The sequence below is a fragment of the Nonomuraea sp. NPDC050540 genome, from assembly GCF_044457485.1.
In the GTDB taxonomy this organism is placed as follows: domain Bacteria; phylum Actinomycetota; class Actinomycetes; order Streptosporangiales; family Streptosporangiaceae; genus Nonomuraea.
In genome coordinates this window covers 162501-174896 of the sequence record NZ_JBITHA010000022.1, presented here as the reverse complement: position 1 = coordinate 174896, position 12396 = coordinate 162501, and the positions used below count along the sequence as shown (strand labels likewise).

Annotated in this window: 12 protein-coding genes; 5 read left to right on the top strand and 7 right to left on the bottom strand. The window is 72.2% G+C overall.

Going from position 1 to position 12396, the window contains the following annotated elements; all coding sequences use genetic code 11:
* The first annotated feature begins 46 nt into the window (after positions 1-46).
* From sigK to ACIBI5_RS47180, 3 genes are all read left to right on the top strand, one after another.
* Positions 47-652: an ECF RNA polymerase sigma factor SigK gene (sigK, locus tag ACIBI5_RS47190; protein ID WP_397257280.1), complete on the top strand. Its 606-nt coding sequence runs from the start codon at positions 47-49 to the stop codon at positions 650-652.
* Positions 649-1365 carry an anti-sigma factor domain-containing protein gene (locus ACIBI5_RS47185; protein ID WP_397257278.1) on the top strand — a complete coding sequence of 239 codons (717 nt, stop codon included), beginning with the start codon at positions 649-651 and terminating at the stop codon, positions 1363-1365. Before sigK ends, ACIBI5_RS47185 begins: the two co-directional genes overlap by 4 nt.
* Positions 1366-1621: 256 nt before the next feature.
* The gene (locus ACIBI5_RS47180; protein ID WP_397257276.1) at positions 1622-2869 is read left to right on the top strand and encodes an MFS transporter; all 1248 of its coding nucleotides are present in this window, start codon (positions 1622-1624) and stop codon (positions 2867-2869) included.
* A 67-nt stretch (positions 2870-2936) separates the two neighbouring features.
* Here the strand turns inward: ACIBI5_RS47180 and ACIBI5_RS47175 are convergent, their stop codons facing one another.
* Both ACIBI5_RS47175 and ACIBI5_RS47170 read right to left on the bottom strand, forming a co-directional pair.
* Entirely contained in the window at positions 2937-3398 is a 462-nt protein-coding gene (locus tag ACIBI5_RS47175; RefSeq protein WP_397257313.1) for a flavin reductase family protein, read from the bottom strand.
* Positions 3399-3418: 20 nt separating this feature from the next.
* On the bottom strand, positions 3419-4384 hold the full coding sequence (locus ACIBI5_RS47170; RefSeq protein WP_397257274.1) for an LLM class oxidoreductase: 966 nt from the start codon (positions 4382-4384) through the stop codon (positions 3419-3421).
* An 80-nt stretch (positions 4385-4464) separates the two neighbouring features.
* Here ACIBI5_RS47170 and ACIBI5_RS47165 point away from each other — a divergent pair, with 80 nt between their 5' ends.
* Positions 4465-5067 (top strand): TetR/AcrR family transcriptional regulator, encoded by a 603-nt coding sequence (locus tag ACIBI5_RS47165; protein ID WP_397257272.1) that lies wholly within the window; start codon positions 4465-4467, stop codon positions 5065-5067.
* Positions 5068-5176: 109 nt separating this feature from the next.
* Here ACIBI5_RS47165 and ACIBI5_RS47160 read toward each other — a convergent pair whose 3' ends face one another.
* From ACIBI5_RS47160 to ACIBI5_RS47140, 5 genes are read right to left on the bottom strand one after another with little or no spacing between them, the layout of a single operon-like run.
* Entirely contained in the window at positions 5177-6418 is a 1242-nt protein-coding gene (locus tag ACIBI5_RS47160; RefSeq protein WP_397257270.1) for a Gfo/Idh/MocA family protein, read from the bottom strand.
* Between the two features lie 10 nt (positions 6419-6428).
* Positions 6429-7595, bottom strand: coding sequence for an ROK family protein (locus ACIBI5_RS47155; protein ID WP_397257268.1), 1167 nt, complete (start codon positions 7593-7595; stop codon positions 6429-6431).
* A 60-nt stretch (positions 7596-7655) separates the two neighbouring features.
* Positions 7656-8474, bottom strand: coding sequence for a carbohydrate ABC transporter permease (locus tag ACIBI5_RS47150; RefSeq protein ID WP_397257266.1), 819 nt, complete (start codon positions 8472-8474; stop codon positions 7656-7658).
* Positions 8471-9286, bottom strand: coding sequence for a carbohydrate ABC transporter permease (locus ACIBI5_RS47145; RefSeq protein WP_397257264.1), 816 nt, complete (start codon positions 9284-9286; stop codon positions 8471-8473). Before ACIBI5_RS47145 ends, ACIBI5_RS47150 begins: the two co-directional genes overlap by 4 nt.
* 35 nt (positions 9287-9321) lie before the next feature.
* A complete protein-coding gene (locus ACIBI5_RS47140; RefSeq protein WP_397257263.1) occupies positions 9322-10587 on the bottom strand; it encodes an extracellular solute-binding protein in 1266 nt (421 codons plus the stop codon).
* Between the two features lie 246 nt (positions 10588-10833).
* On the opposite strand from ACIBI5_RS47140, the gene ACIBI5_RS47135 reads away from it, so the two are divergent.
* On the top strand, positions 10834-12363 hold the full coding sequence (locus ACIBI5_RS47135; protein WP_397257261.1) for a phosphodiester glycosidase family protein: 1530 nt from the start codon (positions 10834-10836) through the stop codon (positions 12361-12363).
* The last annotated feature ends 33 nt before the right edge of the window (positions 12364-12396 follow it).

Here is a 12396-nt window from a genome sequence, read left to right as displayed (position 1 = left end):
CGGGCACCGCCCAATCCGTGAACGGCGCCGCTCCGAATACAGGGACGTGACCCACAGCCGCGAGCGGAACGACCCCGATCAGCACCCGACAGGTCCCGGGCCGGCGCCCCCGGTGCAGGAACTGCTGCGGCGGAGCGGCCGGGGCGACCGCGACGCCTTCGCCCGGCTCTACGACCAGGTCTCGGGGGTGCTGTACGGGCTCGTGCTCCGCGTCGTACGCGATCGCGGCCAGAGCGAGGAGGTCGTCCAGGAGGTGCTGCTGGAGATCTGGCGGCAGGCTCCCCGGTACGACGGCGCACGCGGCGGCGCGATGGCGTGGATGACGACCATCGCGCACCGGCGCGCGGTCGACCGGGTCCGCTCCGCCCAGGCCGGCGCCGACCGTGAGGCCGCGGCGGGACGGCGCGAGGCGGCCGGAGGCGACTACGACACCGTCGCCGAGGCGGTCGAGGACCGGCTGGAGCGCGAGCGGGTGCGGCGCTGCCTCGACGGCCTGACCGACCTGCAGCACCAGGCCGTGACGCTGGCCTTCTACGGCGGCCATTCCTACCCCGAGGTGGCCCAGCTGCTGGCCACGCCGCTGGGCACGATCAAGACACGCATGCGCGACGGGCTCATCCGGCTGCGCGACTGCCTGGGGGTGACGACGTGAAGGAGAACACCCACACGCTGTCGGGCGCGTACGCGCTCAACGCGTTGCCCGCGGAACAGGCCCGCGAGTTCGAACGCCATCTGGCCCGCTGCCCCGACTGCGCCGAGGAGACCCGAGGGCTGTGCGAGACCACGGCCCGGATGGCCGCGGCCGTCCGGCACGAGCCGCCGTCCGCCCTCAAGGCCCGTGTGCTGGAGGAGATCGGCGCCGTCCGCCAAGCCGCTCCGATCGTCCCCGCCGTGGTGGGCCGAGCCGGCCACCCGCACGCGCGGCTGCTCGCCGGGCGGGCCGCCGCCGCTCTCCTGGTGGCGGCCGCGCTGGTGCTGGGAGTGCTGCTCGTACGCACCAACGACCGGCTGACCGAGGAACGCGCCCAGGCTGACCGGATCGCCGCCCTGCTGGCCGCACCCGACGCCCGCCAGGTGTCCACCCGCGTCGGCGCGGCGACCGTCACGGCGATCTACTCCCCCGCCCAGGCGTCGGTGGTACTCGTCACCGCGGGCATGCCCACGCCGCCGCCGGCCCACGACTACCAGGTGTGGCTCATCGGCCCGGACGCGATCAGGCCGGCGGGACTGATGCCGGAACGACCCGCGCCGATGCTGGCCGGACCGGTCCGCACAGGCGACAAACTGGGCATCACCCTGGAACCCCAGGGCGGCTCCCGGCAGCCCACCACCCAGCCGCTGACCGTGATCGCACTCGGGGCATGATGAGGCTCGACAGGACGGGAACACGGTTTCCACGCCGAGAGCCGACGTCCTGGCCGCACTCGTGAGACCGGGCCTGGAGCGGCCGCTGACCGTGGGCGACCTCCACCACCAGGCGAACGCCCTCGTCCTCCCTAGGAGATCTCCCGCGGTCCCGGGCCGGCCACCGCCCTCATGGGGCGTACATCGCACATAGCGATTGACTTAATCATATTTCATCGCTTTTCGTAATATGTCCGGTGATTCTAGGGTCGTTGACATGACGACCTGCGGCCCCTCCCTTTCCGGTACGGCAGCGCCCGGCAAGCCGCCGTCCCGCCTGCGACCGGACCTTCCCCGCCTGGTCTGGGCCCTGGCGGCGACGCATTTCGTGAGCCGGGCCGGCGGAGTCGCGCAGTCGTTCCTCGTGCTTTATCTGACGCAGGAGCAGCATCTGGCGCCGACGACCGCGGGTGCGGTGGTAGCGGCGATCGGAGCCGGAGGCATCGCCTCCCAGATGCTCGGCGGCTGGCTGGGCGACCGGATCGGCCGGCGGCACACCATGCTGGTGGGCTTCCTGGGAACCGCTGTGATGCTGATCGCGCTCGGCTCGGCCGGGACGGTACCGGCGATCTGGGCGGCGGCACTCGGCGTCGGGCTGATGGGGGACCTGTTCCGCCCGGTCGGGTCGGCCGTGGTGGCCGACCTGCATCCGAGGCAGCGGGTGCGGGCCTTCGGGCTGCTGTTCTGGGCGGCCAACCTCGGTTTCTCGGTCGCCACGGTCAGCGCCGGGGTCCTGGCCCGGTACGGGTACGGACTCCTGTTCTGGATCAATGCCGCGGCCTCGGTCATCGCGGCGCTGATCGTCTGGCGCCGGATTCCCGAGACCCGGCCGGCGACACCGCTACAGCGCCGCCGGGCGCTGCTGCCGGTTCTCCTGCGCGACCGGCCGATGATGGCCATGGTGGTGCTCAATGTCGCGTACTTCACCCTGTTCCTGCAGACGTTCGCGACGCTGCCGCTGGTCATGACGGCGGATGGTCACGGCCCCGCGACGTACGGCGCGGTGCTGGCCCTGAACGGGCTTCTCATCGTGATAGGCCAGCCGCCGGCGGTACGGCTGCTCGCCGGTCGCGACCCCAGCGCGGTGCTGGGAGCCTCGATGCTCTTGGTCGGCGCCGGCGTCGGCCTGACCGCGCTCGTGGAGAGTGGTGCCGGCTACGCGGGATCGGTCCTGGTCTGGACCCTCGGCCAGATCGGCGTCGCCGTCATGTTCGGCGCCACCTTCGCCGCCCTCGCGCCGGCCGACCTGCGCGGCGGCTACATGGGCGTGGCCTCCGCCACATGGAGTGCCGGCGCCGTGTTCGGCCCGCTGGCCGGCACCGCCCTGCTCGACCATGCCGGACGGACCGCCCTGGGAGCGGCGGGTGCGATCGCCGGGCTCGCTCTCTTCGCCGCCCAGCAAGCGCTCGGCCCGGCCCTCCGCGACCGAACCGCGGCGCGAGCGGACGCTCCGCCGTGCTGCTAGGCGATGGAGCCCAGCGCCAGGGCGGCGAGGGGGAGCCTGGTCCTTGGTGGTCGGTCCGGGTCCTTCGCTACGGTTCGGCGAGCCTGTGGTAGACGCGTCTGGCGTACACCAGCGGCTCCTCGGACGTACGCAGGTGGTGCACCTCCTCGACGGCGCCGACGAACAGGGTGTGGTCGGCGGCCGGGACGGTCGCGGTGATCGTGCAGTCCATCGCGGCCAGCGCCCCGGCCAGGACCGCGTTGCCGGAACACGGGGAGGGCGACCAGCCCACGCCCAGGAACTCGCTCTCCCCGACGGGACGCTCGCCGGCGAAGTGCGCGGCGAGGCCGCTCTGCCCGGCGGCCAGGAGATTGGCGGTGAAGCTCCGGTTCTCCATGATGAGCTGATGGGTACGGCTGCGCCGGCTCAGTGACACGAGGAGCGTCGGCGGCTCCAGCGACACCGACAGCAGGCTGTTGATCGTGACGCCGTGCGGCCCCGTGGCGGAGCGGGTGGTGACGACGGCGACCCCGGTGGGCCACTGGCGCATCACGGCCCGCATCCTGGTGCTCACCACGCGGGCACCAGGGGCGCGGCGGTCTCGATGGCCGGGAAGTGCGGCAGTACCTCCTCGCCGAGCTGGGCGATGACCTCGTGGGCGGGCCGCCTGCCGTGCTGGACGCCCAGGGCGGCGTGGTTGATGCCGGCGTCCTGCCAGCGTCCGAGGAGTTCCAGCAGGCCCTGGCTGCCGGTGCGCAGGATGAAGCCGCCACGCAGCGGGGTGGGCGGGTGGCGCGGGTCCTCGGCCAGGTCGATCCATTCGTTGGTGGCCACGGGCTTGAACGCGCCGCCGGGGATCAGGCCGCGCCAGCCCGCCGCCTTCTTGCCCAGCGCGATCGGGCCTTCGGGGACGACGCTGGCGCCGGGGTAGACCAGCCATCCGTCGGCGTGCTCGGCGATCCACTCCAGAGGCTGCTGGGATGAGCCCGTCACCAGCACCGGAATGTGCCCGTGCACCGGCTTGGGAAGCAGGTCCACGCCGGAGGCGGAGGGCCGGAGGAGGTCGCGGAACGCGTTCACCGCCTCCCGGAAGCGGAGGCCGCGGCCCTCGTAGTCGACGCCATAGGCGGGGAACTCGCTGGGCCGGTCGCCCGAGGCGGCGCCGAGCACCAACCGGCCTCCGGACAGGTGGTCGATGGAGGCCGCCTGCTTGGCCAGGTCGATGGGGTGCCGCAGGCTGAAGATCACGCTGCCGGTCGCCAGGGTGATCCGCGAGGTGTGCGCGGCCAGCCAGGTCAGCGCGGACCAGGGGTCGTACACCTGCCCGACGTCCCCGAAGCTCGCGTCCGCCAGCGGGATGTCCCTGACCCACGCGGCGGCGAAGCCCGACCGTTCGGCTTCCTGGACCAGCTTGCTCTGCCCGTGCAACGCCGCCATGTCACCGGTGTAGGGCCACAACGGCAGGAACAGCCCGACTGTCAGCCGGCCGTTCGCGAACATGCGGTCGAAGCCGACGTGGGCGGTTCGGTCACTCATGACATCCCCTTCTGGTTGGAACGTTCGATCCAGAGCATAGCTGGATTGGGTCGAACGTTCCAACCAGGTAGGGTGAAATCATGCACTCCCAGGACACGCGCACGCGGATCGTGCGGGCCGCCGCCGAACTGCTGCAGCGGCAGGGTTACGAGGGCGCCTCCGTCAAGCCCATCGCGAAGGCGGCCGGAGCCTCGGTGAGCTCGGTATACCACTTCTTCCCCGGCGGTAAGCAGGAGCTCGCGGTCGAGGCCCTGCGCCACGGCGCGGCCGAGTACGCCGACCTGCTCAGCCAGGGCATGGCCACCAGCGCCGATCCGGCGGAGGGCGTCGCCGCCTGCGCCCATCTGATGGTGTCCTCGCTCAAGACCTCGTCCTGGGTCGACGGCTGCCCGGTGGCGGTCACGGCGCTGGAGACCGTGGGACGGGTGCCGGGCATCCAGCAGGCGGCCGAGGAGGCGCTCGCCCACTGGCAGCAGCTCGTCAGCACCTCGATCCAGGCCTCGGGAGTCCCCGCAGAGACGGCGGACGAGCTGGCCAGCACCGTCATCAGCACGCTGGAGGGCGCCGAACTGCTCAGCCGGGTCCGGCGCGACGACCTTCCCCTCCTGCGCGCCGCCGGCCACCTGTCCCAGCTCGTACGTCTCGCGACGCGAGGGGCGACCGCCTCCGCGGCGACCGGCTGACACGGCCCAGGGCCGGCGCAACGCTCTGTCCTTCTCCGCCGGCGGCTCGCTCCTGGCCACCTGCGCCGAGAGCGGCGAGATCTCCCTGTGGGACGGCGGGCCGGGAAACTCACTCCACCGTGACGGTCCTGCCGGTGAGCCTGGCTCGTTCGGCGGCGAAGACCGCGAGGTGGGAGGCGAGGGATTCGGCGGGGCCGGAGCGGATCCGGTCGTGCTCGCCGGTGGCGACCGCGGCGACGAACGCGGCCATGAGGCGCTCGTCGCCGCCCGCGTGGCCGCCGCCCGCCGTCGCGTCCCCGTCCGGCGTCACCGCGATGACCGCCGAGGCGCCCGTGCGGAAGTCGTCGACCCGCACGTGCTCGCCGTCGCACGACAGCTCGCCGTGCGTTCCGAAGATCCGGGTACGGCGGTGCCCCCCGGTGGTGAAGGCGGTCATGGTGAACGTCGCGCTGGCCCCGCCGTCGAACTCCATGGCGACGACCTGGTGATCGACGACGTCGTTGTCGCAGTCGTAGACGCATCTGCCGTATGGACCGTCCCGGAGCGCGCCGCTGAGTGCCTCCTCGGTAAAGGTGGGCGTGACCACGCTCAGCGGCCACCCGTGCCGCCCCTCGCGCAACCGGCCGAAGTACAGCCGCGGGGCCGAATAGGGGCATTCCGGCTCGACGCCGCAGTCCAGGCATCGCGCGGTGGCCCCTTCCGGACGATTGCCCGCGCGGAAGTGCTGGAGCCCGCCGAAGCTGGAGACCCGCCGGATGCGGCGGCCCACGACGTACTGCAGCCAGTCGAGGTCGTGGCACGACTTGGCCAGCAGCATGAACGCCGACCGGTCCGCGCGGCGCCAGTTGCCGCGCACGTAGGAGTGCGCCTGGTGCCAGAAGCCCACGGGCTCGAGGTGCTGGACCGACACGATCTCCCCGATGCGCCCGGAGTCCAGCACCGCCTTGACGGTGTCGGTGTAGGGCGCGTACCGCAGGACGTGACAGACGGCGAAGATCACGCCGGCCTTCTCGACGGCCGCGACGATGTCACGGCACTCGGCCTCGGTCGGCGCCAGCGGCTTCTCCACCAGGATGTGGTAGCCGAGCTCGGCGAAGGCCTTGGCGGGCTCGGCATGCTCACCGTCCTGGGTGGCGATCACCACGGCGTCGGCGATCCTGCCCCGCCCGGCCAGGTGCCGCCAGTCGGTGAAGTGCTCGGCGCCGCTCTCGGCGGCCAGGGCCGGGCCCCGCTCCGCCGCCGGGTCGGCGACGGCCACGATCCGCGCCTGCTCGGGCCGCGCCAGCGCCCACCGGGCGTATCCGGTGCCGCGGTCTCCGGCTCCGGCGATGGCCAAGGACACGGGTGACATGCTTCTCCACTCAGGTGTTCAGGTCGTCCAGCAGGGAACTCTCGACCGCGTCCAGCGCGGTGCGCAGCGCGCCGGCGGTGACCGCCCGGTCGCCCAGCAGCGAGACCCTCAACTGGGGTGGCAGGGAGGTCATCTGCGGCAGCCTGCGCCGGATCGGCTCGGCTATCTGCTCACCGGCCGCCGCCACACCGCCTCCGATGACGATCAGCTCGGGGTTCAGGAGCAGTGCCAGGGTGCCGACCGCCCTGGCCATGCGGGCGAGGATCTGTTCGAGCACCTGCTGGGCCTCGGCGTCGCCGTCACGGGCGGCGGCCAGCAGGAGCGCGGCGTCACCGGTCAGCTCGTGGGTGTGCTCGCGCAGCCGGGCCACGACCTCCTTGCCGATGTTGGTGGCCAGCGCGCCGATGCCCTCGGCTCCGGGTGTGTGCTCCAGCAGGCTGAGGAAGGCCATTTCCCCCGCTCCCCCGTCATGGCCGCGGAAAACCTGGCCGCCCGAGACGATGCCCGCGCCCAGCCGTTCACCGGCCAGCACGTAGATGACGTCCTGGCTCTCGGCCGCGACGCCGCGCCAGCGCTCGCCGACCACGGCGAGGTTGGCGTCGTTGTCGGCCAGCACGGGCGCGGCGAAGGAGCGTCCCAGTTCGGCCCGCAGGTTCATGCCCGTCCATTCGGGCAGGACGTCGCAGGTCAGCACCACCCCGGTGCGGGGGTCGACGATGCCGGGCGTCGCCGTGCAGGCGGCCAGTACGGCCGAGCGCTCGACGCCGGCCCGCTTCAGGGTGTCACGTACGGCACGGCGGACCCCGTCCAGCCGCGCCTTGCGGCCCAGTTCCTGACCGAGTGCCCGCACCTCGGTGGCCAGGACGGTCCCGCGCAGGTCCGCCACCGAGACCATGCACTTGTGGACCCCGATGTCGATGCCGACGACATGCCCGTTCTCCGCCTTCAGCCGGACGAGCCGGGCGGGACGGCCGCGCCGTCCGGGAGTGTCGTCCTCCACCTCGGCGATCAGCCCGATCCGCCGCAGGTCCTCGATCACCGCGTCGACCGTCGGCCGGGACAGTCCCGCGGCGTCGGCGAGTTCGGTGTGCCGGATCGCCTCGACCTCCCTGAGCACGTCGAGGACTCGTTCGGCGTTGAGCCGGCGAAGCAGGGGGGCGGTCGCGGAAGCGGTCATGGATACACCTTCGGGTAGACACCGGTGATTCTGGCAAGATCGGCGAGTTCCCGCATGAGATCACCCCTTGACCGCGCCGGAGGTGAGCCCGGCGACGATGCGGCGCTGGCTGAGCAGCACGAGAATCACGACGGGCACGGTCACCAGAAGGGCGGCCGCGGCGATGGCGCCGTACGGCTGCTGGAACTCCGAGTCCCCGGTGAAGAAGGCCAGGGCGGCGGGCACCGTACGGGAGGACTCCGTCGAGGTGAGCGAGATCGCGAACAGGAACTCGCCCCAGCAGGCCAGGAAAGTGAGCAGGAACGTGGTGACCACCCCCGGCGCGGCGACCGGAAGGATCACCCTGACCAGCGCCTGGAGGCGGGTGGCGCCGTCCATCTGCGCGGATTCCTCCAGATCCCACGGGATGGTACGGAAGAAGGCGGTCATCAGCCAGATCGCCAGCGGCAGGGAGAACGACACGTAGGGGATGATCAGCCCGAGCCACGTGTCGAACAGGCCGATGTCCGTCCACAGCGTGAACAGCGGGCCCACCAGCGCGATCGCCGGGAACATCGTCAGGCTCAGCGCGACGCCGAGCACCAGGCGTCCGCCCCGGAAGCGCAGGCGGGCGATCGCGTACGCGGCCAGCACCGCGACGAGCACCGACACGCCCGTGGCCACCAGCGAGATGCCCACGGAGTTGCCCAGCGCGCTGGTGAACACCGGCTTGGTGAACAGCCCGGTGTAGTTGTCCAGCGTGGGCGAGGCGGGCAGGAAGCGGCCGTCGTTCTGCAGCGCGGGCGGCTTCAGCGACAGGCTGACCACCCAGGCCAGCGGGGCCAGCGTCCAGACCGCGACGACGAAGGTGACCAGCGGGTCGCCGACGCGACGGCTCATCGCCCGCCTCCCAGCTCGGATCGGAACGCCCTGACGAAGCCGCTCGCGATCAGCGCGACGCACACGAACAGCAGCACCGACACGGCCGAGCCCAGCCCGACCTCCAGGTCCCTGATCAGGAAGCGGTAGCTCAGGAACGACAACGTCTCGGTGCCGACCGCGCCCTGGGTCTGGATGTAGACGGTGTCGAAGATCCGGAAGGCGTCCATGGTGCGGAACAACAGGGCGACCATGATCGCCGGCCGTACGCACGGGACCGTCACACGCCAGAACCGCTGCCAGGCGCCCGCCCCGTCCACCTTCGCGGCCTCATACACCTCGCCGGGCACGGTGACCAGCCCGGCCAGCAGCATCAGCGCCATGAACGGCGTGGTCTTCCAGACTTCGGTGAGCACGATCACGGTGTAGGCCGACCAGGTCTCGCCGAACCAGTTGAAGTCGCCGCCGACGAACCCCACCGACGGCTGGAAGGCGAAGCGGAAGGCGAAGGCGGACACCACCGTGAGCACCGCGTACGGCACGAGCACGACCGTGCGCAGCAGCCGCCTGCCCCACAGGACCTTGTGCATGGCCATCGCGAGGGCGAAGCCCAGCACGAACTCGACGCCCACGCTGGTCACGGTCAGCACGATCGTGGCGGCGAGGTCCTGCCACCAGTCCCGTGCGGTGAGGATCTCGCGGAAGTTGTCCAGCCCGGCGAACGCGCGCTCGTCCGGGGCGCTCAGCGAGTAGCGCTCCAGCGACAGCCCGGCGGTGCGCAGGATCGGCACGACCGTCACCGCCGTCATGAGCAGCAGCGCGGGCCCGGCCATGAGCCGGCCCAGCCGCCGCTCGGCGCGCGCCCCGTTCAGCTCCCCACCGCCTCGGTGACGGCCGCGTTCGCCTTGGCCGCGGTCTCCGCGGACACCGACGCGGGCGGGTGGAAGGCCGTCTGGACGGCGGTGGACAGGGCGTTGTACTTGCGGACCATCGGACGGGGCGCGGCCTCGGCGATCGAGTCGCGCATCACGTCGGCGAACGGGAACGCGGCGCGGATCTCCGCGTCGTCGTAGACCGCCGCGCGCGCGGCGGGGATGCCCGCCCGCGTCATGAAGCCCTTCTGCGCCTGCTCGGAGGTCAGGCAGGTCAGGGCGGCGAAGGCGTTGCCGCGCTGGTCCTCGGGGGTGCCGGCCCCGACGGCGATGTTGGAACCGCCGAGAGGGGGTGCGCTGGCCTGCCCGGCCGTGACCCTCGGGTAGCGGGCCCAGCCGTAGTCGTCGAAGACCTTCTTGAACGCCGGCTCCTTCCGGGCGCGTTCGGCGGCGGCGGCGTAGACGTAGCCCCAGTTCGTCATGAACGAGGCCTCGCCCTTCTCGAAGGCGGCGCGCATGGTCTCCTCGTCCAGGGTGCTCATGCCCTTGAGCGCGGACGGGCCGGTGGCCAGGGATCCGATGACGGCCGCCGCCGCCCGTCCGGCGTCGCTGTCGAGAGCGGGCCTGCCGCCGGCGTCGACGATCTGACCGCCCGCCGAGGCGACGAGCGCGTTGACGAAGACGGTGTAGCCCTCGTAGCGGTTGCCGGGCGTGGCCACGCCGCGCTCGCCCTCGGGCAACCGGGCGGCGGCCGCGAGCAGCTGTTCCCAGGTCGGCTCGCCCTTGGCCAGGTCGATGCCCGCCCGCTGGGCGCGCGACTTGCGGTACCAGAGCAGTTGCGAACCGGACAGCAGCGGCGCGGCGTACAGCTTGTCCTTCCACGTCGCGGACTTGAGCGCGCCCTCCAGCGTGCCCCGCGTGACGGTGTCGGCGGTGGCGGCGGGGAGCGGCAGAATCCAGCCGGCCTCGGCGAACTCGGCCGTCCAGACGACGTCCATGGTGACCAGGTTCACCGCCCTGTCCTTCGCCGACAGCCGCCGAACGAGCTGCTCGCGCTGCTTGTCCGACCCTTCGGGCAGGGTCTCGACCTTGATCGCGTACTTGCCGTCGCGGGTGCAGGCGGCCACGGCTGCCTGGGTGGGGGTTTCGGCGTTGGGGCCCTGCCACCAGGTGAGCGTGACGGGGCCCTCGCTCCCGGCGGAGCACGCGGCCAGCGGCAGCGCCGTGAGCGCCGCGGCGGCCAGGCGAAGCGGGTTCTTCATGGGGGTCCTCCGGGGGCGAGAGGCTTTATTTAATGACATTTATTAATTGACCCGGAAGAATAAGGTCGTGTGGCGCCGTCGTCAAGCGTCAGCGACCGCGCAGGTCAGATGGGGTGAACGGCGCGTGTACGCGATCAGTCTCGGCGGCGGCGGTACGGCGCAGCCCCCGTACATCGTCTTGACGGCAGCTCCGAGAGACCGGTAGTCAATGAGGCCTCACGACGGCCAGAGACCAGAAGGACGCCCATGCAGCACAGAGTTGGACCCGCCTTGACGTGCCTGGCGGCGCTCGCCGTCCTGCTGCCCGCCGCCGCGGCGGCACCCGCGGCGGCGGCCCCCGCGCCGCTCCCTCCGGGCGTGACGCTGAGCACGCTCTCGCTGGGCGCGCAGGACACCGACGACGTCTGGACGGTGCACGTCTACCTCCCCGCCACCATCGACGGCCCACTCGGCACGGCCGCGACCGCGCTCGGCTCGAAGGAGATCGCCGACCGGGTCGCCGCCGCGCTGCGGGACAAGGGCTTCGAACCCCGCCTGGAGCAGGTTGACCTGCCCGAGTTCGCCGACCGTCCGGCGGGCGTGCTCGGCTGGATCGTACGGCTGGGCCGCTACCCCACCAGCGGCGCGGCGGCGACGGCGCTGGCCCAGGTCAAGGCGGCGGGCTTCGCCGGCGGCACCCGCTACACCGCGCAGGACGGCGCCGACCCGGGCGCGCCGCAGAAGGTCCATGTGCTGCGCGTCGACTTCCGCCGGTTCCGCGGCACCGTGGACACCGACTTCGGTCCGGCGCTGAAGGGCGCGGAGACGTTGACGGACCTGATGGCGGCGAGCGGCGCCGCGGCCGGGATCAACGCCCAGTGGTTCTACAACAGCGCCCCGGGCGGGCTGTACGTCAAGGACGGCAGGCTTCTCGGCTCCGCCACTCAGGGCCGCGGCGGCATCAAGATCACCCATGGCGGCCGGAGGGTCGACGTCGACGCGTACACCGCACGCGTGACCCTGCGCGCGGGCAGGGAGTCGATCGAGCTCGACGGGGTCAACCGGGTGCCGGGCGAGATCTGGAACTGCGGCGGCGTCGGCGGCGACCAGCCCACGCAGAAGCCGCAGCACGACCTGAAGTGCACCGACGCCAGCGAGCTGGTGCGCTTCACCCCCGAGTGGGGCGTTCCCCCGCAGGGTGACGGCGCCGAAGCCCTACTCGACGCGCGTGGCAGGGTCCTCGCGGTCAACACCACGCGCGGTGCGAGCGTCCCGCCCGGCGGGTCGGTCATCCAGGCCATCGGCGACAGCACGGCCTGGCTGCTCGAACACGCCAGGCCGGGACGGCGGCTGACCGTCTCGGAACGCGTCGAGGACAGCCGGGGACACCGCGTCCCCCTCACCCCCGGCACCACGATCCTGCAGGTCGGACCCACTCTGGTCCGCGACGGGCGGACGTCGGTCAACGCCGGGGCCGACGGCCTGATCCGTGAGGGCGCGGACCAGACGTTCACCTACAACTGGACCGTGCGCGCCAACCCGCGCTCCATGATCGGCGTCGACGCGCGCGGCCGGTTGATGCTCGTGGTGGTCGACGGCCGCCAGGCCGGCTACAGCGAAGGGCTCGGCATCGCGCAGACCGCCGAGCTGATGAAGCGGCTCGGCGCGGTGGAGGCCATGAACCTCGACGGCGGCGGCTCCAGCGTCATGGCCACCGCCGGAACCGGCATCGTCAACCGTCCCTCGGACGCGGCGGGCCAGCGCTCGCTTGGCAACGTCATCCTGGTCCGGCCGTAGCGAGCGGAGATCCCGGCCGCCCGGAACACGTGC

Excerpts from the sequence above, each read along its gene's own strand:
- ACIBI5_RS47180 (WP_397257276.1), top strand. The coding sequence starts at position 1,622 with ATGACGACCTGCGGCCCCTCCCTTTCCGGTACGGCAGCGCCCGGCAAG.
- ACIBI5_RS47175 (WP_397257313.1), bottom strand. The coding sequence starts at position 3,398 with ATGCGCCAGTGGCCCACCGGGGTCGCCGTCGTCACCACCCGCTCCGCC.
- ACIBI5_RS47170 (WP_397257274.1), bottom strand. The coding sequence starts at position 4,384 with ATGAGTGACCGAACCGCCCACGTCGGCTTCGACCGCATGTTCGCGAAC.
- ACIBI5_RS47165 (WP_397257272.1), top strand. The coding sequence starts at position 4,465 with ATGCACTCCCAGGACACGCGCACGCGGATCGTGCGGGCCGCCGCCGAA.
- ACIBI5_RS47160 (WP_397257270.1), bottom strand. The coding sequence starts at position 6,418 with ATGTCACCCGTGTCCTTGGCCATCGCCGGAGCCGGAGACCGCGGCACC.
- ACIBI5_RS47155 (WP_397257268.1), bottom strand. The coding sequence starts at position 7,595 with ATGACCGCTTCCGCGACCGCCCCCCTGCTTCGCCGGCTCAACGCCGAA.
- ACIBI5_RS47150 (WP_397257266.1), bottom strand. The coding sequence starts at position 8,474 with ATGAGCCGTCGCGTCGGCGACCCGCTGGTCACCTTCGTCGTCGCGGTC.
- ACIBI5_RS47145 (WP_397257264.1), bottom strand. The coding sequence starts at position 9,286 with ATGGCCGGGCCCGCGCTGCTGCTCATGACGGCGGTGACGGTCGTGCCG.
- ACIBI5_RS47140 (WP_397257263.1), bottom strand. The coding sequence starts at position 10,587 with ATGAAGAACCCGCTTCGCCTGGCCGCCGCGGCGCTCACGGCGCTGCCG.
- ACIBI5_RS47135 (WP_397257261.1), top strand. The coding sequence starts at position 10,834 with ATGCAGCACAGAGTTGGACCCGCCTTGACGTGCCTGGCGGCGCTCGCC.